Origin of the sequence: Vibrio iocasae (genome assembly GCF_042245395.1) — a bacterium.
Lineage (GTDB): Bacteria > Pseudomonadota > Gammaproteobacteria > Enterobacterales > Vibrionaceae > Vibrio > Vibrio iocasae.
On sequence record NZ_CP145310.1, the window covers coordinates 1,689,584 to 1,709,540 of the forward strand.

At 44.2% G+C, this 19,957-nt stretch carries 19 protein-coding genes; 9 read left to right on the forward strand and 10 right to left on the reverse strand.

Translation table 11 applies throughout. The annotated features are described in order from the left end of the window. A complete protein-coding gene (locus tag SNR28_RS07575; RefSeq protein WP_375748601.1) occupies nt 1-1,356 on the reverse strand; it encodes an FAD-dependent oxidoreductase in 1,356 nt (451 codons plus the stop codon). Between the two features lie 141 nt (nt 1,357-1,497). On the opposite strand from SNR28_RS07575, the gene SNR28_RS07580 reads away from it, so the two are divergent. After that, nucleotides 1,498-2,154: a GntR family transcriptional regulator gene (locus tag SNR28_RS07580; protein WP_375748602.1), complete on the forward strand. Its 657-nt coding sequence runs from the start codon at nt 1,498-1,500 to the stop codon at nt 2,152-2,154. A 76-nt stretch (nt 2,155-2,230) separates the two neighbouring features. Here SNR28_RS07580 and SNR28_RS07585 read toward each other — a convergent pair whose 3' ends face one another. The 3 genes from SNR28_RS07585 to SNR28_RS07595 form a co-directional block, all read right to left on the reverse strand. Continuing rightward, a complete protein-coding gene (locus SNR28_RS07585) occupies nt 2,231-3,787 on the reverse strand; it encodes a methyl-accepting chemotaxis protein (protein ID WP_375748603.1) in 1,557 nt (518 codons plus the stop codon). Between the two features lie 272 nt (nt 3,788-4,059). Then, entirely contained in the window at nt 4,060-4,818 is a 759-nt protein-coding gene (locus SNR28_RS07590; RefSeq protein WP_375748604.1) for a DeoR/GlpR family DNA-binding transcription regulator, read from the reverse strand. A gap of 24 nt (nt 4,819-4,842) precedes the next feature. Then, entirely contained in the window at nt 4,843-5,730 is an 888-nt protein-coding gene (locus SNR28_RS07595; RefSeq protein WP_375748605.1) for a PfkB family carbohydrate kinase, read from the reverse strand. A gap of 215 nt (nt 5,731-5,945) precedes the next feature. On the opposite strand from SNR28_RS07595, the gene yihU reads away from it, so the two are divergent. From yihU to SNR28_RS07635, 8 genes are all read left to right on the forward strand, one after another. Next, on the forward strand, nt 5,946-6,839 hold the full coding sequence (gene yihU, locus SNR28_RS07600; protein ID WP_375748606.1) for a sulfolactaldehyde 3-reductase: 894 nt from the start codon (nt 5,946-5,948) through the stop codon (nt 6,837-6,839). A gap of 37 nt (nt 6,840-6,876) precedes the next feature. Further along, complete coding sequence (locus SNR28_RS07605) at nt 6,877-7,938, forward strand: aldose epimerase family protein (RefSeq protein WP_375748607.1); 1,062 nt, start codon at nt 6,877-6,879, stop codon at nt 7,936-7,938. Between the two features lie 249 nt (nt 7,939-8,187). Beyond that, the gene (locus tag SNR28_RS07610; RefSeq protein WP_375748608.1) at nt 8,188-9,438 is read left to right on the forward strand and encodes an AGE family epimerase/isomerase; all 1,251 of its coding nucleotides are present in this window, start codon (nt 8,188-8,190) and stop codon (nt 9,436-9,438) included. Between the two features lie 425 nt (nt 9,439-9,863). After that, nucleotides 9,864-10,724 (forward strand): ketose-bisphosphate aldolase, encoded by an 861-nt coding sequence (locus tag SNR28_RS07615; RefSeq protein ID WP_375748609.1) that lies wholly within the window; start codon nt 9,864-9,866, stop codon nt 10,722-10,724. Nucleotides 10,725-10,881: 157 nt separating this feature from the next. Further along, on the forward strand, nt 10,882-11,418 hold the full coding sequence (locus SNR28_RS07620) for a TRAP transporter small permease (RefSeq protein WP_375748610.1): 537 nt from the start codon (nt 10,882-10,884) through the stop codon (nt 11,416-11,418). Between the two features lie 9 nt (nt 11,419-11,427). Next, on the forward strand, nt 11,428-12,720 hold the full coding sequence (locus SNR28_RS07625; protein ID WP_375748611.1) for a TRAP transporter large permease: 1,293 nt from the start codon (nt 11,428-11,430) through the stop codon (nt 12,718-12,720). 74 nt (nt 12,721-12,794) lie between these two features. After that, entirely contained in the window at nt 12,795-13,844 is a 1,050-nt protein-coding gene (dctP, locus tag SNR28_RS07630; RefSeq protein ID WP_375748612.1) for a TRAP transporter substrate-binding protein DctP, read from the forward strand. A 196-nt stretch (nt 13,845-14,040) separates the two neighbouring features. After that, the gene (locus SNR28_RS07635) at nt 14,041-16,047 is read left to right on the forward strand and encodes an alpha-glucosidase (protein ID WP_375748613.1); all 2,007 of its coding nucleotides are present in this window, start codon (nt 14,041-14,043) and stop codon (nt 16,045-16,047) included. Between the two features lie 203 nt (nt 16,048-16,250). On the opposite strand, the gene SNR28_RS07640 is transcribed toward SNR28_RS07635, so the two are convergent. The 6 genes from SNR28_RS07640 to cyaB all read right to left on the reverse strand — a co-directional run bounded on the left by SNR28_RS07640 (nt 16,251) and on the right by cyaB (nt 19,910). Continuing rightward, entirely contained in the window at nt 16,251-17,084 is an 834-nt protein-coding gene (locus tag SNR28_RS07640) for a trypsin-like serine peptidase (RefSeq protein WP_375748614.1), read from the reverse strand. Between the two features lie 93 nt (nt 17,085-17,177). Further along, nucleotides 17,178-17,720 (reverse strand): DUF924 family protein, encoded by a 543-nt coding sequence (locus SNR28_RS07645; protein ID WP_375748615.1) that lies wholly within the window; start codon nt 17,718-17,720, stop codon nt 17,178-17,180. A 107-nt stretch (nt 17,721-17,827) separates the two neighbouring features. Beyond that, nucleotides 17,828-18,346, reverse strand: a complete 519-nt coding sequence (locus SNR28_RS07650; RefSeq protein WP_375748616.1) for a GNAT family N-acetyltransferase — start codon at nt 18,344-18,346, stop codon at nt 17,828-17,830. Nucleotides 18,347-18,395: 49 nt separating this feature from the next. Further along, nucleotides 18,396-18,734 carry a hypothetical protein gene (locus SNR28_RS07655; RefSeq protein WP_375748617.1) on the reverse strand — a complete coding sequence of 113 codons (339 nt, stop codon included), beginning with the start codon at nt 18,732-18,734 and terminating at the stop codon, nt 18,396-18,398. Nucleotides 18,735-18,802: 68 nt separating this feature from the next. After that, on the reverse strand, nt 18,803-19,354 hold the full coding sequence (locus tag SNR28_RS07660; protein ID WP_375748618.1) for a GNAT family N-acetyltransferase: 552 nt from the start codon (nt 19,352-19,354) through the stop codon (nt 18,803-18,805). A gap of 10 nt (nt 19,355-19,364) precedes the next feature. Then, entirely contained in the window at nt 19,365-19,910 is a 546-nt protein-coding gene (cyaB, locus tag SNR28_RS07665; RefSeq protein ID WP_375748619.1) for a class IV adenylate cyclase, read from the reverse strand. Nucleotides 19,911-19,957: the final 47 nt, after the last annotated feature.

Genomic DNA, 19,957 nt, shown 5'->3' on the forward strand with positions numbered 1-19,957 from the left:
TTAAAGAGCACTACCGTTTTTTATCATAATAGTGCGAATTTCTTCGCCACGTAGATCGCGAATTCGTCTGTTTTCTTCAATTGACTTCACAGCGGCAATACCTGCTGCGTGTCCATATTCAAAGCATTGCGCAGTAACACGAGCTGAAGCTAACGCCTCATGCTCTGCGCTCAGACAGCGACCAGCGACAATAATATTTTCACCAACGACAGGAACTAACGCGTTGTAGGGTACGTCGTAGTAATCGTTGATTAACCAATGAAGCTTCGGTTTGTCACCGTTATGTAGCTCGATTGGCCAGGGGGTTCTGCAGATGCCGTCTTCTCGCTTGCGGCAATTGACAACGTCATCATTCGAAAGGGTTTCCACTCCAACAATGGAGCGAGTTTGTCGGATACCAACTTCAACACCGGTATCAACAACGTATGAGGATTCACATCCCGGAACATGGTTTTGCAGGAAACGAGCGTATTGTCTGACCTGTCGACGGCCAAAGACTTCTGCCTCGGTAAAATCGACCGGATCGATAACATTCAATACTCGCCCATCCTGACCAGCCAGACGGGTAGCGTTCACCATGAGTTCGTTTGGTCGAGTTGTTGGGAATATCCAGATTTTGTGTCTTGGTAACTCATAATCACCCGATGCGTTTGCCGCCAGAATGTCTTCGGTTACCTTTGGTGGGCAAATAGTGTCATTGCCGTAGTAATCGAGATATTTGCCAATATCAACACCGCCGATTCGGAAGAACATGGTAGGGTTCTGAATCACGCCTTCTGCACCAAAGAAATAATCAAAACCTGCTCGCGCAACTGCAGCTGCATCACCTGAAGCATCAACGATTCTTTTGGCAAGTATCACTGACTGACCTGCATTCGATTCAATAACAACACCGTTGAAGGTATCTTCGTCCATAATCACGCCAATCACAGACGTATGAAAAAGCGTTTTTACACCCGCCTCTTCCAGCATATCGTCAGCGACTTCGCGCCAGACTAGTGGGTCATGCGTTACAGTAAATGTTTTGCCATAGCGCTGAGGCTCAGTAACACCACCTTTAGCTTTCAGTGCTTTTCTGAACTTTTCGGTAAACCCAAATACAACCTGTTCTGGTTGGTCATTAGCATCTTCACTCGCCAGGTACATACCGCAGATGGTTCCGGACAAGCCGGCAACCGCCGCACCACCACAAAATCCATACTTCTCAATCAGCCAGGTGTCCTTACCCATACTTCCGGTAGTTGTCGCCGCAGCTACACCAGCCGGGCCTCCACCAATGACCAGAACATCCACATCTCCGAGAATCGGTAGGTCTGGCACTTGTTCATATCGCTGAACAATTTTCCAATCTTTCATCTTAACCTCTCTGATGGACCACTGATAGACATCTGATATATCAGATGTATGTCTGGAATATACTCCCGGAATATTTGTGTTACAATCGGTGTGTTGAGATTCGTGAGAGCGCTCACTAAAAAATTTCCAGGAACAATAAGAATGAATTTAGAAATAAACCCTACAAATAAAACGGAAGTGGCTTATAACCAGTTGGAAAGAATGATCATTTTCCGGGAGCTAGAGCCCGGTAGTATGGTCAGCGAGAAGCAGCTGGCAGAAAATCTGGATCTTGGCCGAACACCAGTAAGAGAAGCACTACAACGACTCTCTTATGAACGTATGGTAGAGATCCATCCACGAAGAGGGATCCAGATCCCTGCGATTTCAGTTGAAAGCCAGCTGAAGATCCTTGAAGTCAGACGCGATATCGAAGCGCTATGTGTGAAGTATGCGTCTGTAAGAGCTTCTGTAGACGAAAAGCAACAGATGCAGGAGTATGCTCTTGAGCTTGAAAAGTGCGCTGAGACTGGTGATGAAATTACCTATGCTTCACTGCTGAAAAACATCCACCGTTTGTTGGTAAAGGCAGCAAGAAACGAATATCTTCAACTAGCAATGGCTCCGCTACAAGGTCTATCCAGAAGATTCTGGTTCGCATACAAAAATGATACTTCCGATTTGGCGGAAGCTACTTCGCTCCACGCTTCTGTGCTCAGAGCAGTTTGTCATACCGACGAAGACGAAGCAGTAGCAGCTTCGCATAAACTTAATGATTACCTCACCGATGTTGCTTATCGCAGTATCAGTTCAAGATAGGCTAGTTTAACCTATAAAAAAGCCCGCATTTCTAAATGTCAGAAATGCGGGCTTCTTGTTTTATTTGTATCTACTTCTACGCAACCTTGAACTTCGCAATCGCGCTCGACAGATCACTAGCCTGAGTCGCTACGCTTGCAGAAGACTGAGCGTTTTCAGATACCGCACTGACATTTGAAGATGCCAAATCCCGGATCACATTGATGTTGCGCGCTACCTCTTCAGACACGGTACTCTGCTCTTCCAGTGCTACGGCTATCTGATTACTACTGTCCAGTATATGTTGCATATCGCCTAGAATATTTTTGATCTGCTTGTACGCCTCACCAGAAGACTCCACACTTTGATCGCTTCGAGAAGTGCAACTATGCATAGTGCCAACGACTTTCTGAGTCTGCTCCTGAACGGAGCTGATAATATTTGAGATCTCTTCAGTAGAAGACTGAGTGCGGCTTGCCAGAGTTCTCACTTCATCCGCAACAACCGCAAAGCCTCTTCCCTGCTCTCCCGCCCTTGCAGCTTCAATTGCAGCATTTAAAGCAAGTAAATTGGTTTGCTCAGCAATCTCGCGAATCACATCCAGCACTGAACTGATCTCCTGTGAAAGTGAAGATAGGTGGTTCACCTCCTGGCTAGCACCCTCGAGATCATTTGAAAGCTCAGTGATCGACCCTTGAGTTTTCTCTATTTCCGACAGCCCGACATGAGCAACATCGTAACTTTTTTGTGCATTCGTTGCTGCACGTTCGGTTGTCATCGCGACTTCTTTGATCGTTTCGCCCATCTCTGTCATCGCAGTGGCAACACTATCGGTCTCAATCTGCTGCTGGTTAAGCGCTTCTTCCGTCCCCATACTACTTTGCTGTAGCTGCTTTGATGCTGCTCCGAGTTCGCTGATAGTATCCTGAACACAGCCTACCAGTCCCTGGATGCTTTTCAGCAGAGCATTGAACTGCCCAGCCACCAAAGAAAGCTCATCATTTCCAGTTTCGGGTGCTTTTAATGACAAATTGTGTGTCGTACTTACTTCACACATCACATCACTGAGTGACTGTATACGGTTTTGTATACTCCTGATGACCAAAAGAGAAAGAGCAATCAATACAATCGCAACCACGGCAATTGATATCAGAATAAACTGCTCAATAGATTCTTGATTACTTGCCAGCTCCTCTTCCAACTGTGCTTCAACGGATTTAAAAATCGACATTATGTCGGCGAAGAGTGCTTTCATCTCTTGAATGATTTGCTGATCACGAGCTGAATCCACCCCAAAGTCTGATACAAGTTTTGCAAAGTCTTTGTTGTACAGCTCCATCTCTTTATGCAATTTATCGAACTCAGAAAAACTGATCCCGAGCTCGTGCAAATGCGCTTCCATTGCTATATCGAGTGAAGTGAAGTGTTGATATTCACGCTTGAACTCCGACAACTTAGCGTTATCCGGAGTATTAATAAACTCAAGTTCAATTCTGTTGAGTTCAAGTAAAGAGAGCTCTAGGTCTTTTACTTCGACCAGAGTTTTCTCAAGTTTCAGAAGTTTAAGGTTGGATAGTTCGGTTATTGCAACAATCGTGATCAGGGCAACAAGTGAAATGCCTGTCAGGCCAAAAAGTTTATGTTTAATCTTCATAAGCTCATCTACCAATAGTAATTATGGTGGTTAAAGCCTTACTTTTTATATTGTTATTATTATGAATAGTTATACATGTTTATTTTACTATTCATTATAGCTATTAATGTGATGCTTATAGAAGAAAGTGGTAGGTGCAGAAAGGACAGACCAGTAAGCCATGAACAGAACAATAGGTATGCTGGCAAGCGGAATTATCAACTAGGATTCTAATTAAGAACAAAAAAGCCAGATAATAAATACGAGATTACTATCTGGCCTAGAGATTTATATTATCGACAGATCTCGACTTTCACATTACCCGTACTTAGCACATCCTGAATATCTTCAGGTGGCTTCTCATCAGTAAAGAACACGGTAGCATCCTTGATATTTCCAAGTTCAATAGAGCCTTTTGGTGTGTACTTAGTTGAATCCAATGCGACAAACACGTTTCGTGCTGATTTCATCACCGCCTGAGCAATGGCCGTTTCATTTAGATCGTACTCCAGAAGCGTACCGTCTTCATCAACGGAACCAGCACTGGTGATCATATAATCGAAGCGGAAGTTGTTGATAAAATCCAGCGCTTCAGTTCCTACAATGCCACCATTTTTCGCTCTGATTTTTCCGCTCGGAATCAAAACATCAAAGCTCTTGTTGCTGTGCAGTACGTTGGCTACTCGGAGCGAGTTAGTAATCACCTGAAGGTTACTCTTTTTGAGCAAGTGCGTTGCAATGATTTCCGTTGTCGTCCCTATGGTCAGGAACACTGTTGAGTTATCGGGAATCATTTGGGTGATGCGCTCACCAATCGCATTTTTTTCTTCAGTTTCAGAAACTTTACGAATTTCGTAATCAAGGTTTACTGTACTCGACGGAGAACTAGCGCCACCGTGGTGACGCACTAACAAACGCTCATCGCTTAGCTTTTTGATGTCTCTTCTGATTGTTTGTGTCGAAACTTGCAGAATTTCTGCAAGTTCTTCGACCGTACAGTAACCTTTATCAATAACTAATTGTAATAGTTTGTCTTGTCTTGGATTAGTCATGATAACCTTTGTTAAATATTGTTATTAACCTGCGATATCGACATCAACCGTTGCCCGGTCAGGAATGCCCTCGCGACCACCTCTTTGGGTGCATTTAATCGCTGCTACTGTATTAGAAAATATAACCGCCTGACGTGTTTCCATTCCCTCTGCAACTGCTACAGCAAGAGCCCCATGGAAAACATCTCCTGCTCCAGTTGTATCAACCACATCAACAACCTTACCTGGCTGATGCATCAGTTCGTTATCTTCTAACCAGTAACAACCCTTTGCGCCGACAGTAACATATACTTTCCCTTTTGTCCTTTTCTGAGCGATTTTTAGACCCTCAATTGGATCTTCTGTCTCACTAAATTTGGCCAGACCAGGTTCTGAAAACGCGATGTGATCGGCAAGTTCCACAAGTTCATCAATGGGATCCGGGCAAATATCCGCGTCCAATACCGAAGGGATGCCAAATTTTTTCGCCTGTTCGAGCGCATATTTGGCACCTTCTATCCATCGTACATCACATAAAATGGTTTCGTATGTAGAGAAATCAACAGATTTAAGTGGTTCAATATCACGACTCAAAGATTTGTCCTGATAATTAATGATCATGCGTTCACCTTCATCATCCACCAGCACAGCGGAGAACGCAGATGAGGCTTCAGAAATATGAACTGCGTTATCTACACCCACCCCATAACCCGAAAGCTCAGATAGCATGGTATCGGCTACGGAATCGCCACCAACACGACCAATAAAGTCCACTTCTTTACCCATTTTAGCAACAGCGACTGAAGCAGTTGCTGCCGGGCCACCACCCACTTCAAAATAGTCGGTTGCGACATACTTGCCGCCAGCCGTCGGTAGTTGTGAGACTCGCTGAATTCTGTCGAGTACGGTAATTCCAAGACACGCTATTGCCATTGTTTCATTCTCTTTCTGTAGTTTGTAGGTACGGATTGTCGGTACGTTGATGATTCCATTATATGAATATTCCGCTTTTTGGATGGGACGACAATCACAAAACAACATCAAATGTACACAAAACAACAAAATGTGACATTGCTTACGGTTGTATTTGTAGAAATCGTTATATTGACGACACTATCGAAACACTAATCACGCAAAAGGATAAATTCATGTCAACTATCGGCTTTATCGGTCTTGGACAAATGGGTAGCCCAATGGCTGCAAACCTAATCAAAGGCGGTCACTCACTAAAAGTCTTTGATATCAATGAAGAAGCGGTAAGCAAGCTTGTTGAGCAAGGCGCAGCTGCTGCGACTTCTCCTGCTGATGCAGCAAACGATGTTGAGTTTATCGTATCTATGCTTCCAAACGGCAGCCTTGTTCGTGCAACTCTGTTTGGCGACAACGGTATTGCTTCAACGATGAGCAAAGACGCACTTTACATCGATATGTCGACTATCCACCCAATGGAAACAGACGCCCTGGTTAAAGAGATGGGTGATGCTGGCTTTGAAATGATGGAAGCACCGGTTGGTCGTACATCCGATCACGCGATCCGTGGCGAACTTCTTATCATGGCAGGCGGTACTCCAGAGCAAATCGTAAAAGCTCAGCCACTGTTCGATTGCATGGGTAACGAAACAGTTGATTGTGGTGGTCAGGGTAAAGGTATCCGCGTAAAAATCATCAACAACTACATGAGTATCGCTCTGAACGCTTTGTCTGCGGAAGCTGCAACACTGGCAGAAGCAATCGGCCTGGAGTTTGACGCTGCGCTTAAAGTTATGAACGGCACTCCTGCTGGTAAAGGCCACTTCACTACAACATGGCCAGGTAAAGTACTGGCTGGAAACCTTGACCCTGCATTTATGATCGACCTTGCACACAAAGACCTTGGTATTGCGCTAGACCTTGCTAATCAGGTTAACGTTCCAATGCCTTGTGGTGCAGCATCTCGTGAAATGTACAGCATTGCGCGTGCAGCAGGCCGTGGTCGTCAAGACTGGACAGCAGTACTTGAGCAACTACGCGTAACTTCTGGTCTTGAGCCAAAAATCAAATAATTAACCATATGCTCAAGTAAGTTAAAGAGGCAATAACGTGAAACTCACTACGACCCCATGGGGCGAAGTAGAAGGCCAGAACACACCAGTCCAGCTATTTACGCTGGAAAACCAGAGCGGGATGAAGCTTTCGGTCACCAACTATGGCTGCATAGTGACATCGATTGAAACACCAGACCGCAATGGTGAACTTGCTGATGTGGTTCTGGGCTACGAAAGCCTGGAAAAATACCTTGCAGGTCACCCTTTCTTCGGGGCAATTGCAGGCCGATATGCCAACCGAATTAAAGATGGCAAGTACTCACTTGATGGCGTTGAGTATCAGCTTGAAACCAATGAACCGCCTACAGCGCAGCACCTTCACGGTGGTACCAAAGGTTTCGATAAATATGTCTGGGACTACTCAATAGAAGAGAAGGAAACGGGTACATTTATTCACTTCAACCGTGTTTCACCCGATGGTGAATCTGGTTACGGTGGCACGTTAAACGTTGTGCATACCATTGGCCTGGATGAAGAGAATCAGGTGCACTACAACTTTAAGGCAACAACCGACAAGCCAACGGTCGTTAACCTTTGTAACCACAGTTACTACAACCTTGGTGGCCATGATTCAGGTTCGGTAGAAGGCCATGAGTTAAAGCTGTTTGCCGACTTCTATACTCCAGTATCGGAAAACATGATTCCTACAGGTGAAATCCTTTCTGTTAAGGGGACTGGATTGGATTTCACCGCTTCTTCTGTCATTGGTGAGAACAAGCTAAAGCTGGAAGAAGATGGATTCGACCATAACTACATACTTCATCACAGAGATACTCGAGATGACTACGGTTATGCCGCTGAGTTGTATGACCCCCAAACTGGTCGATTTATGACAGTTCTTACCACTCAACCAGCGGTTCAGTTCTATAGCGGTTTTAAACTGTCGAACAAAGTATGGTTTGGTCGCAACGGATTTAAGTATGAATCCTGGGGTGGAATGTGTCTTGAAACTCAGCACTTTCCCGACAGTCCAAACCAGTCTCACTTCCCTTCAGTTCGCCTGAATCCAGGCGAAATATTTGAAGAGAAAACAGTACACCAGTTTAGTGTGAGATAGGACTGAGATAAACCTAACAAGTCCCAACAACAGCTCGTGGGATGACGAACTTAATAGCGCTCATCTGAGCGCTTTTTTTAGGCCATAACCATGTTTAAAGCTTGTGGCCTAACGCTCAAAAATGTCCATTTGTGATTATTTTTGTTGAAAAGTGATACATAACTAACAGAAATGAAATCAATCGACTGATAATTTCTCTATCAACAAACAATAATGACGATTATCCAATAATTCCAGAGGAAACAATGTATGAAGTGGATTAATACCCGATCCCATATTTCTTGGTTAGAAACCGAAACAGACCGAATCTTTGAGTTTGGTAGAAACGCTCTAGTACCTAACGGTTTCGGCTGGATTGGCAACAACGGTAATGTTCGCGAAGAGATGGGAACACGCCTGTGGATCACAGCAAGAATGCTTCACTGTTACTCTCTGGCTGCTCTGATGGGTCGCCCTGGTGCAATGGACCTGGTTGAACACGGTATTACCGCGCTGGAAGGCCCGCTAAAGGATAAAGAGCATGGTGGCTGGTTTGCAACCATCGATAACGAAGGCGAAGGCATCATGGATGAGTCTAAACAAGGCTACCAGCATGCGTTCGCTCTTCTTGGCGCAGCAAGTGCTGTAACTACAGGCCACCCTCGTGCTCGTGCTCTTCTGGACGAAGCTATCAATGTATACGAAAAACACTTCTGGGTAGAAGAGAAGCAGATGTGTTATGAGTCATGGGATCGTGCCTGGACTGAAACAGAAGATTACCGTGGCGGTAATATGGCAATGCACTCTGTGGAAGCATTCCTGATTGTTTACGATGTAACAAAAGATAAGAAGTGGCTGGATCGAGCACTGAACATCACAGAGTTTATGGTTCACAAGACAGCGAAAGGTCTAAGCTACCGTGTAAACGAGCACTTCGACTCTGACTGGAATCCACTACCAGACTACAACAAAGAAACACCGGCAAGTCACTTCCGTGCATACGGTGGTACTCCAGGTCACTGGATTGAGTGGGGACGTCTGATCTGTCATCTACGTGCAACACTGCTTGAAATTGGCGCAGATGCACCAGAGTGGATGCTGGAAGATGCGATTGGTCTGTTTGACGCAACAGTACGTGATGCATGGCATGTTGATGGTGCGCCTGGCTTTGTATACTCAGTAGACTGGGATGGCAAGCCTGTTGTACGCGAACGTATCCGCTGGGCTCCAGTTGAAGCAATCGGTACTGCTTATGCGCTTTACGCAGTAACAGGTGAGAAGAAGTACGAAGATTGGTACCGCACATGGTGGGACTACTGCCGTACTTACCTGATTGACTATGAAGGTTGCTCATGGTGGCAGGAACTGGATGTAAACAACCAGGCAGGTACAAGTGTTGTTTGGGATGGTAAGCAGGATATCTACCACCTGATGCACTGTCTGGTTATTCCTCGTCTGCCTCTGACTCCGGGTCTGGCTCCAGCAGTTGCTGCAGGTCTTCTGGATCAGGATGTGAAGTAACTCTCCGCAAACTCTTATCTCTATCATTCCCACGCTTATTCGTGGGAATGCTTTTCTGACACGTTTCACCGCTTTCCGTTCTTGCTTCTTTGTTTCCTAAACCTTTAATACTTACACATAGTAGCGCCTTTTCAAGTCGTCGAGATCTGTCTTCATTCCCACGCAGAGCATGGGAACGAGTAACAAAATTCATGTTTCGATAGCTGCCCAGATTCGAGAAGCATTCTCTCTCGTTCCCACGGTTTCCGTGGGAATGCATACCTAAGTCAAAAACAAACACCAAACATTGCCTCAAAGATGTGTCCCAGCGCTCATTTTGTCCATTTTTGTACGTTTATGTTGAAAAGTGATACATAAATAACAGAAATGAAATCGACTCACTGATAATTTCTACACCAACAAACAAATAAAGAGGAATCTCCAAAATGCCTTACATGTCCGGTAAAACTATGATCAAAGAAGCGTGGGACAACAGCTACGCTATCGGTGCGTTCACTGCTCACAACCTGGAAACAATCAAAGCTGTGCTTCTGGCAGCTCAGGAAGAGCAATCTCCTATCATGATTCAGATCGGTCAGAAAGCTATCAATGAAATGGGCATGAAGCCTCTGCGTGATGCAGTTGACTCTCTTATTCAGCACCATGAAATCACAGTTCCTATCTGTGTTCACCTTGACCACAGCCGCAAGTTCGAGCAGTGCATGGAAGCTGCTACTCGTGACTTCCAGTCACTGATGTTTGATGGCTCTGCACTTCCTTTTGAAGACAATATCCGTATCACTAAAGCAGTGGTTGAAGTAGCGAATGCTCTTGGCCTTGGTGCTGAAGGTGAAATCGGCAAAATAGGTGGTACAGAAGACGACATCACTGTTGATGAAAAAGACGCAATGGTTACAACAGTAGAAGAAGCACTGGACTTCTCTGAGCGCACTGGTGTTGATTATCTTGCTGTTTCTATCGGTACAGCGCACGGTGTATACAAAACAACACCAGAGCTTAAGTTTGACCGTCTATCTGAAATTAAAGAAGCCGTTAAGAAGCCAATCGTACTTCACGGTGGTTCAGGTGTACCAGACGATCAGGTTGTTGAAGCAGTTAAACGCGGCGTAGCTAAGATAAACGTTGATACAGAGCTACGTCAGGGCTTTATCGCTGGTGTTAAAGCGTACTGGGAAGCAAACCCAGAAGACGTCATTCTTGCGGATGCAAACAACTCTGGTATCGCTTCGATGATGGAAGTTGTTAAACACAAAATTCGTCTGTTTGGTTCAAACGGCAAAGCTTAATGTCATTTATGTGACACAAACCCTACAAAAAACGACACATTGTCCACGGCTGTGAAAAGGTTCAAAGAACCAAAAGAGTAAGTGGGTTATCAATACCATTAAGTGAACAATGTGTTGTTTAAACAACTATACAGATAATAAATATTTTGGTGATTCTATGCTGAAAGCAATAGAAAGAGCATTAAACACAATCAATGCGCCAATCGCTCGATGGACAGCTAACATTGCAGGCTTCTTCCTGTTGGTGATGACTGTAATCGTAATCGTCCAGGTAGCGTTCCGATATCTTCTAAACACCCCTTTGGGTTGGACTGATGAGTCATCACGCTTTTTGATGATCTACATGACATATCTTTGTCTGCCAATCATCTATCTGGATGAACGCAACATCGCAATGACCTTTGTGACCGATAAGCTAAAAGGCACTCGCGTATTTGAGTTCCTTATGGTAATTGCACACATCGCAAGTTTGGTTCTGTTCGCGGTTTGGATTTACTTTGGTTACGCATTCTACCAAACCGGCTCGGTAATGGCAGACAGCCTGCCAATTCCAATGTATACGATATACGCCATTCCTCCTGTAATGCTGGCAATTTCTTGCTCGTTTGCACTACAAAAACTGGCTGGTGCCCTGCACAAGCTTATCCATTTTAATGAAGAGCAGAAGAAAGTCGCTGCTCAAGCGGCGGAGTAGAGGTATATCATGGTTTCTCCTATTTTCGTTCTCTACTTTATGGCATTCCTGCTGATTGGTGTGCCTGTACTATTCGCACTGGGCTTAGCCCCGATCATTACTTTCTTCCAGAATGATCAAGTGCTGTTCATTAACATGCTTTACCAGCGTTTGTACTCTGGTCTGGATAACTTCCTGCTACTTGCTCTGCCATTCTTTATGCTGGCTGGTGAGTGTATGTCGAGTGGTGGTATTACTCCTCGTATTATCGCTTTTGCTCAGGCACGCGTTCAGCACCTTCGTGGTGGTCTGGGACACGTAGTAATCCTGACTTCTACTCTGTTTGGTGCCCTAACAGGTTCTGCTGTAGCAGCAACATCCGCTATCGGTAACATGCTGTTGCCTGAGATGACCAAGTTCAAATACGACAAGAGTTACTCAGCAGCGATCACCGCAGCTTCAACGATCATCGGTAACATTATTCCGCCTTCAGGTCTGATGCTTCTTTACGCATTCGTAATGAACACATCCGTAGCGGCAATGTTTATCGCGGGCATCGTTCCGGGTCTGATTTTCTGTGTTGGTTTAATGCTTGTTAACCGAGTACAGATTAAAAAATACCCTCAAGTGCAAACGTTGCCACGTGCAAGCAAGCTTGATCGTCGTGAAAGTCTGAAACTGGCGATTCTACCTTTGCTTACTCCGGTCATCATTCTGGGTGGTATTTATGGCGGTATCTTTACACCGACAGAAGCAGCAGCGGTAGCCGTTGCATACGCAATCTTCCTGTCTGTTTACGTAATCAAAGTCACTGACCTGAAAGCAACTTACGCACTGTTTACCAAAGTAGCTGTCAACGCAGCAGCAGTATTGATTATCGTAGCGGCCGCGAGTGGCTTTGCTTCAGCAATCAGCTTCTCTGGTATCTCTAATATGGTGACTGAGTTCTTCAACGGAATTACTCGTGACCCATTGATGCTGTTCTTCATCATCAACGTGTTCTTGTTCATTGTTGGCATGTTCTTAGATGCAGGTCCTGCGATTCTTATCTTCGCACCTATCATCGCGCCAATCATGATCAATGCGGGCGTCGATCCTGTGCACTTTGGTGTGGTGATGTGTATCAACCTGTCAATTGGTCTGGCAACCCCTCCGATGGGACTGGTGCTATTCGTAGCGTCGGGCGTATCGGGTCAGCCATTACAGAAGATTTCGAAGGCGATTATTCCATTCATTATCGTGGAATTCCTAATCATCTTCCTAATTTCGTTCTTCCCTGATCTAGTTATCGGCCTACCGAAACTGTTAGGCGTGATGCAGTAACTAATACAAAAACAATTTGTGAAACAACAAAACAAATCGTGAAACATAAAGCAAAATACTATAAGGAACATAACATGAAAAAATCACTACTGGCACTTGCAACTACAGCCCTATTTGCAACATCAGCTGCCAATGCGGCGGATTACAAGCTGACTGTGCCACACGTGTCAAACCTGGAAAGCTACAACCACCAGTCATTGTTAGTATTTAAGAACTATGTTGAGTCTCGTTCTAACGGTGCTATCGAAGTTGATATCTACCCATCAGGTCAGCTATGTAGCAACGCTAAAGAGTGTATTGCCGGGGTTCAGGCAGGTATGTTTGATTACTTCCAGACGACTATCCCTGAGCTAGCTAACTTCTGGAAACCAGTAGGTGCGTTCGACCTTCCATACATGCTACCAAACGACCGTGTTGCTGAGTGTGTTTACGACAACGAAGAGTTCCTGGGCGATGTTCGTGGCGAACTTATCAAGAAAGCGCCAAACGTACGTCTGATGATGGTATCTAACTCTGGTGGCTGGCGTAACATCGCAACTACTAAGAAGCAGGTTATGTCTCCAGATGATGTTAAAGGTCTGAAACTACGTACAGTACCAGCAAAGATCCAGCAGGAACTGGTTAAAGAACTTGGTGGTTCACCAACTCCTATCGCTTGGCCAGAAGTTTACACAGCACTTTCAACAGGCGTAGTAGATGGTACTAAGAACGGTATCGTAGATATCGTACAGAACAAATTCCACGAAAGCCTTGACTACCTAATTCTTGATGGTCACGCATACATGGGTGGTGCTTGGGTATTTAACGACATGAAGTTCAAGTCTATGCCAAACGAGCTTAAGCAAGTTCTTGTTGACGGTATTGACGCTCAAAACCAGTACCTACGTGCATATCCTAAGCACCGTGAATTCTCTGCTTACGAAGAGTTCCGCAAAGCTGACGGTACAATCTATAACCCAACTGCAGAAGAAAAAGCGAAGTTCCAGGCTAAGACTGCTCCAGTTAAAGATTACTTCCTAAGCACTGCTGGTGACGAAGGTAAAGCATGGCTAGAGCGCTTCCAGAGCGAAATCAAGACTTGTGAAGCTAAGATCGCTGCAGATTACTCAGTACAGTTCAAGTAATTAGCAGACTGACTCTGTATAAATGATAAGGAGGGGAGCTCTCCCCTCCTTTTTATCAAGAAACGGGTCTTATTATTAATTTAATCAATAAGATTTCACTTAAGTATATTTCTGCCTGTCCTTACTCATAGACAGAGAAAGGACAAACACAAATATCACTTATAAATAACCACTTACCCTATGTGGAGCTATAAAAATGAACGTATCTTACGACAACAGTTCACTAGTTATTAAACATAAAGAAAGAGTTGTTTTTACACACTCTGAAGAAGCCCCTTCTCTATTTTTAGGCGTTGGTGACGCTAACTACGATATGTATCGTGGTAACTTCAAAATCACCGACTACGTGACAGAAAGACTGCCAATGCGCAAGTTCTCTGTAGAACAGGCTGAAGACAAAACGGTTATCACCTTTAAGTTTGATGGCGAACCTGCGATTGCAATGACGGTTGGTGAAACCGCTGAAGGACGCCTTAAGGCTGAGTTCGAAGCTATCGATAAAAAATACAACCGTTTCTGGATGCGTGTAAACGCAACAGCAGAAGAGAAAGTATACGGTTGTGGTGAGCAGTTAACTTACTTCAACCTTCGTGGTAAAAACTTCCCACTATGGTCTTCTGAGCCGGGTGTAGGCCGTAACAAGAACTCTTATGTTACCTTCCTTGCTGACACTAAAGATAAAGCGGGCGGTGACTACTACAACACTAACTACCCTCAGCCAACCTTTGTTTCTGACAAGAAATACTTCTGCCACTTAGAAACAACTGCATACGCAGATTTTGACTTCACTAACGAAGACTTCCATGAGCTTCAGGCATGGAACATTCCAGAATACGTACTATTCGACGCAGAGGAATCCTTCCCTGCTCTTGTGAAAAACATCACTGACCTGTTTGGTCGCCAGCCAGAACTTCCTGACTGGGTATTAGACGGTGTGATCCTGGGTATTCAGGGTGGTACTGAAATCATGCTGGATAAAGTCGCCAACGCTAAAGCAGCGGGTGTAGAAGTTGCTGGTGCATGGTGTCAGGACTGGCAAGGCATCAAGATGACTTCCTTCGGTAAGCGTCTGCAGTGGGACTGGCACTGGAACGAAGATCTGTACCCAGGTCTGGACACTAAGATTCATGAGCTTAAAGAAGAAGGCGTTCGCTTCCTTGGTTACATCAACCCATATGTTCTGGAAGACTTCCCTCTATACAAAGAAGCAGAAGCACAAGGCTTCCTGGCGACCAAAGAAGACGGTTCTAAGTACGTAGTAGACTTTGGTGAGTTCTACTGTGGTGTGGTTGACTTTACTAACCCAGACGCTTGTGAATGGTATAAGGGTGTCATCAAGAAGAACATGATCGACTTCGGCCTTGATGGCTGGATGGGTGACTTTGGTGAGTACCTTCCAACTGACTGTTCACTAAGCAACGGTGTTAGCGCTGAAATTGAACACAACAAATGGCCATACCGTTGGGCGAAAGTACAGCACGAGGCGATTGAAGAAGCAGGTAAGACAGATGATATTTTGTTCTTTATGCGTGCGGGTGGTACCGGCATTCAGGGTTACTGTCATACGCTTTGGGGCGGTGACCAACTCGTTGACTGGTGTATTGATGATGGTCTAGCGTCCGTTATCCCGGCAGCACTTTCTTCTGGTTTGATGGGTAATGGTATCCACCACTCAGATATCGGCGGTTACACAACGCTACACGGCTGTAAGCGACCAAAAGAGCTATTCCAGCGTTGGGCAGAGATGGCAGCGTTTACACCAATCATGCGTAGTCATGAAGGAAATCGTCCTGGAGACAACCATCAGTTCGATTCTGATGCAGAGACTCTGGCTCACTTAGCTCGAATGACAAAAATCTTCAAGCACCTGAAACCATACATAAAAGCAGCGGTTAAAGAGAACTCTGAAGTGGGCATTCCTGTCCAGAGACCTTTATTCATGCACTATGAGAACGATCAGGAAGCTTACGAAATTAAATTCCAGTACCTATTTGGGCGTGACATTTTAGTCGCTCCGGTCTACAATCAAGGGGAAGTTGTTAAAAAATTGTACCTTCCAGAAGACGAATGGGTTCATATCTGGACAGGGGAAACGTTTACAGGCGGATGGGTAGAAGTTGATGCACCGATTGGTCAGCCAGCAGTGTTCTACCGCAAGCAATCTGAAAACGCAGAACTGATTAAAGAGATTTCAAAAATTTAGCCATAATAGACGTAGTTTATAAAGCTATCCCACGATGATACCGGTCTCTGATGACTGCTGTTAGTCGATTTGAACGTTCGACCTACAGGGAAATGCAGAGTTTCCCAACCGGTATTTTTTAGCCATAATCTATTTCTCTTATGCTAATTAAAGGGCCTTCTTCGGAAGGCCCTTATCTTATTCTTACAAATCATTTCCTTGATTTAATGCTCATATTTATCAAAAACTGCCTTTGCATCCTCGTGAAAGCGTACATGTTCGATAAAGATAGTCTCGTCTCCACCATTTAAATCAGACATGTTGTCATTTAATGAGCCATCAACACTCTGAAGTACGCCCGTTAAATACGCGGCTTTTCCATAACCATTTCGTAGATCCATAAATGAAATAACAGCACCACCTGAAGAGCCACCATATGACCTAGCCTTTACCACACCTCCCTCAGGACCAGCGGCCAATGACAATCTTTTTACTTTTGTATAAGTCAGCACTTTGCCACTATCGCCCAAAACAGAATCACTGGAGTACCCTGCTACATAAAACGTAGGTCTAGGTCTCACTTTTCTGTGGTATTTATCCAAGCGAATATCACTGTCAAAATCAATAAGTAACGGCTGAATATCCTCAACACTCACTACATCATCTAAAAGCAAAAAAGCATAATCAATGTGATGATTCGTATAGTAGTCAAGCACACGAGCCTTACGTTTTATCACGCTGCCACTCCTAGTTTCGGATACCCATAAAAATTCACCGGCTCTCAAACAATGAGCTGCGGTTATCACCAATCGACTGTTAATTTTAGATGCGGATGATATTAATGAGCCTGAACACTGTAGCATCTTCTTAGAATTATCCATTGGGAATATGATTTTAACTTTACCAACAGCATCTAAAAATAAAGGGCTATTCTCACTTCTTACTACTCTTGTGTCTTTTTTTGGATTCGATTCGCTGCCAACAGAAGTAGCATACAAATGAGAACTACTTAGCGAGAGTAAGAAAATCGAGATGGTGATCAGATAGTTTTTAATCATATACAGTTGAACTCGTAATATAGTCTTCTTAATGACGCTTGATACACCATCGCACTTTTTATCCTAAAAACCTACACCTAAGAACCTGGATACCTAAAAACCAGAGTTAGGTTGTTTCAAAAACTCTATCTCTTCTTCTGTGGACTCTCGACCAAGGATTTGATTTCTATGAGGGTAACGACCAAAACGGTCGATAATCGCTTTGTGCTTATATTCAAAATCGAGGTTCCCTTTACCTTCCGGACCAAGAGATTCGAATAGCTTCACGGCCTCGATATGGATTAACTTAGATTCACTGTGCATAAACGGCATGTAAAGAAATACTCGCTGAGTTTGTGGTAACTCTGAATCTAAACCTTTAGAAACAGCGAACTGAGACAATGCTAGCGCCATAGCATCACATGCGAAGGATTCTGGTGTGTCGCGATAGATATTGCGAGAGAACTGATCGAGAACGATAACTTCAGCAAGGCTTCCTAGCGCTGTTTCCCGCCAATGGAACAACTCTCCAGCCTTAGCCTGATTGTGGAGATCACCAAAACGAGATTGGATCATTTGATCAAACTCAAAATCCTTTATCCACCACTGTTTGGGTTCAAGTTCTTTAAACCAAAAATCGATAATTTGCTTGTACATTCACACTTTCCCTGTTCGGTAGCCTGTACTAAAACATAGTGAGATTTTTGGTTGTAAGCAATTATTCGTTCTTTGTCAGAACTAGAAAGTTCCTTAAAGCTCGCTCACTAGACAAGTGCCGACTTGTAGACACATACTTCGCGTTCCTGTCCGTGCACCTGAAGTGTTTGGTTTTCTATGTACTCTACACCTAGCTTTCGAATCACCGATTTTGATCTTTCGTTTCCGGCCAAATGCATAACCAACAACTCTTTTAGCCCTAAGTGTTCCTGACTGTGTTTAATCAAAGCCTGAGAAGCTTCGAATGCAATGCCTCGTCCCCAAAAAGGAACACCTAACCAGTAACCGAGAGTTCCGAGTCCATTTTCTATCGAAGGAAAGCTAACCGCACCAATAATCTCATCGTTGCCTATCAGGGTTATGGCATAAATCACACCTTTTCCATCAGTAAAGTGAGGCTCATGGGTTTCTATCCACTCTACCGCCATTTCTGGATGATACGGATGAGGAATGTTTGCTGTCATGTCAGCAATGATCTTCTCTCCGGCCAACTCCGCGACACGTTCGCTGTCACTCAACCTAAATGGACGTAATACTAATCTTTCAGTAAATATGTTTTGCTGCATAACTTCATACCTTACAGATGGATTTTAAGAACTCTGAGCAACCTAGTTTTTACTCAGTTTTGTTGAATGTTATTTTGGGCCACGAAGCTTTGAAACCGAGCCTTACGTCACTGCAACACAACCCAAAGTCAAAGAACGAATCATCTATCGGTTTAGAATCAAATCGAATGATATCCCAAGGCAAGTTGAAATCTAAAAAGGTGTCCTGGCTATCACGCTCAGCTTCGATGTATTCGATCTCTACATTGGTGAACTCAGCAATAGCCTCATCGGACAAATCAGTCCACGGTGCGACAACTAACCTCAACCTTCCTTCAGCCAAAGTGATTTCTTTTAAAGCATGGGTACCGTAGGAACGAAATAGCACGTTGCTTATGCTGTTGCTCATATGTATTACTCACTCTTTTATAAAGGTGTTTAAACCCAGCAATTCTGATCATTACCGAGCACTTCGACTCATCGTACAGTTTGCTTTTCGAGCCTATTACTCCATTCTGAACGTAACACACCAAACTTTACAGAGTCATAATACTCTCCCTTGTAGTATCTGACCTTACGAAGTCTGGCTTCTTGTTGAAAGCCTAGCTTCAAAGCAAGAGACATCATCCTAGGATTCCCTGACCAGGTTGTCATTCCTACCCGCTCTAACTCGTAATTCTCAAATAGATAAGTCACCCATTTAGCAACGGCTTTCGCTGCAATCCCCTTTCCCCAGGCTCTAGAGTCATAAATCACAACACCAGCTTCCAACCATCGTGTATCCTCACACTCCCAGTAACAGTTGACTGAGCCAACAGGGATATTTTCAACAGTCACCAGCTGCATGTCCTTCCCTTTAAGCAACCTTTGGAAAGTAGACTGTTCAAACTGCTCCATTGTTGGGTGTTCATATGGAAAATACGGGCCATTAAATCTAGTCCACTCATCATTTGAGGTAATCAGCTTATAAACATGCTCTAGTTCATACGGCATTGCGGCTCTGATATTTACAGCATAGCTATGCGACATATGGTTACCTCTATTTGCTCGCGAACATTTGCTTGTAAGATTTTGTTTGCAAATCGGACTGAGTTAAACCAAATTTTGTAGCTAATACTTCTAGCTCGACTTTATATGTAGAAAGCTTCGACTCATCATCTGTCATGATCGCGAACTCAGCGAAATCGCCAATACCTTCAAGGGTATCCACTGTGATATGGAAATCCCCAACAAAATAGATACTACGAACTTTTTGCGCTTTTAAAACCACGTTGTAGCCCATGGTTTCCAACATGCTTCTAGCATTTACTACATCGGTAATGTTTGTTGCTTCGCATTTATCCGCTTCCGGCCCTTTAACAATCCATAGCTTGATTCCAGAAGGTTCCATAGTACGTATGCAAAGGCTTTTGTTTTCAGCCTCCAGAGGTTTATCTGGACGGTCAAAATACCAGTCATTCTCGATATTATCCTGAAGCATTACTTCATGCGGTATATTACTTAAAACTTGCAGAAATGCTGATTTGGATTGCAGGCGGTATTTGAGCTCTACCTCATACTTGCCTTTGAAATGATCTTCGTTCATAGGTAACTTATCTAAAAATTGAAGAGTCTATACTATCGCAGTCGACT

Bases quoted from the DNA above. Each gene is read 5' to 3' on its own strand.
- SNR28_RS07640 (WP_375748614.1), bottom strand. From the start codon at position 17,084: ATGATTAAAAACTATCTGATCACCATCTCGATTTTCTTACTCTCGCTA.
- SNR28_RS07595 (WP_375748605.1), bottom strand. From the start codon at position 5,730: ATGGCAATAGCGTGTCTTGGAATTACCGTACTCGACAGAATTCAGCGA.
- SNR28_RS07660 (WP_375748618.1), bottom strand. From the start codon at position 19,354: ATGTCGCATAGCTATGCTGTAAATATCAGAGCCGCAATGCCGTATGAA.
- SNR28_RS07655 (WP_375748617.1), bottom strand. From the start codon at position 18,734: ATGAGCAACAGCATAAGCAACGTGCTATTTCGTTCCTACGGTACCCAT.
- SNR28_RS07625 (WP_375748611.1), top strand. From the start codon at position 11,428: ATGGTTTCTCCTATTTTCGTTCTCTACTTTATGGCATTCCTGCTGATT.
- SNR28_RS07635 (WP_375748613.1), top strand. From the start codon at position 14,041: ATGAACGTATCTTACGACAACAGTTCACTAGTTATTAAACATAAAGAA.
- SNR28_RS07610 (WP_375748608.1), top strand. From the start codon at position 8,188: ATGAAGTGGATTAATACCCGATCCCATATTTCTTGGTTAGAAACCGAA.
- SNR28_RS07585 (WP_375748603.1), bottom strand. From the start codon at position 3,787: ATGAAGATTAAACATAAACTTTTTGGCCTGACAGGCATTTCACTTGTT.
- SNR28_RS07590 (WP_375748604.1), bottom strand. From the start codon at position 4,818: ATGACTAATCCAAGACAAGACAAACTATTACAATTAGTTATTGATAAA.
- cyaB (WP_375748619.1), bottom strand. From the start codon at position 19,910: ATGAACGAAGATCATTTCAAAGGCAAGTATGAGGTAGAGCTCAAATAC.
- SNR28_RS07575 (WP_375748601.1), bottom strand. From the start codon at position 1,356: ATGAAAGATTGGAAAATTGTTCAGCGATATGAACAAGTGCCAGACCTA.
- SNR28_RS07620 (WP_375748610.1), top strand. From the start codon at position 10,882: ATGCTGAAAGCAATAGAAAGAGCATTAAACACAATCAATGCGCCAATC.
- SNR28_RS07580 (WP_375748602.1), top strand. From the start codon at position 1,498: ATGAATTTAGAAATAAACCCTACAAATAAAACGGAAGTGGCTTATAAC.
- dctP (WP_375748612.1), top strand. From the start codon at position 12,795: ATGAAAAAATCACTACTGGCACTTGCAACTACAGCCCTATTTGCAACA.
- SNR28_RS07645 (WP_375748615.1), bottom strand. From the start codon at position 17,720: ATGTACAAGCAAATTATCGATTTTTGGTTTAAAGAACTTGAACCCAAA.
- yihU (WP_375748606.1), top strand. From the start codon at position 5,946: ATGTCAACTATCGGCTTTATCGGTCTTGGACAAATGGGTAGCCCAATG.
- SNR28_RS07650 (WP_375748616.1), bottom strand. From the start codon at position 18,346: ATGCAGCAAAACATATTTACTGAAAGATTAGTATTACGTCCATTTAGG.
- SNR28_RS07615 (WP_375748609.1), top strand. From the start codon at position 9,864: ATGCCTTACATGTCCGGTAAAACTATGATCAAAGAAGCGTGGGACAAC.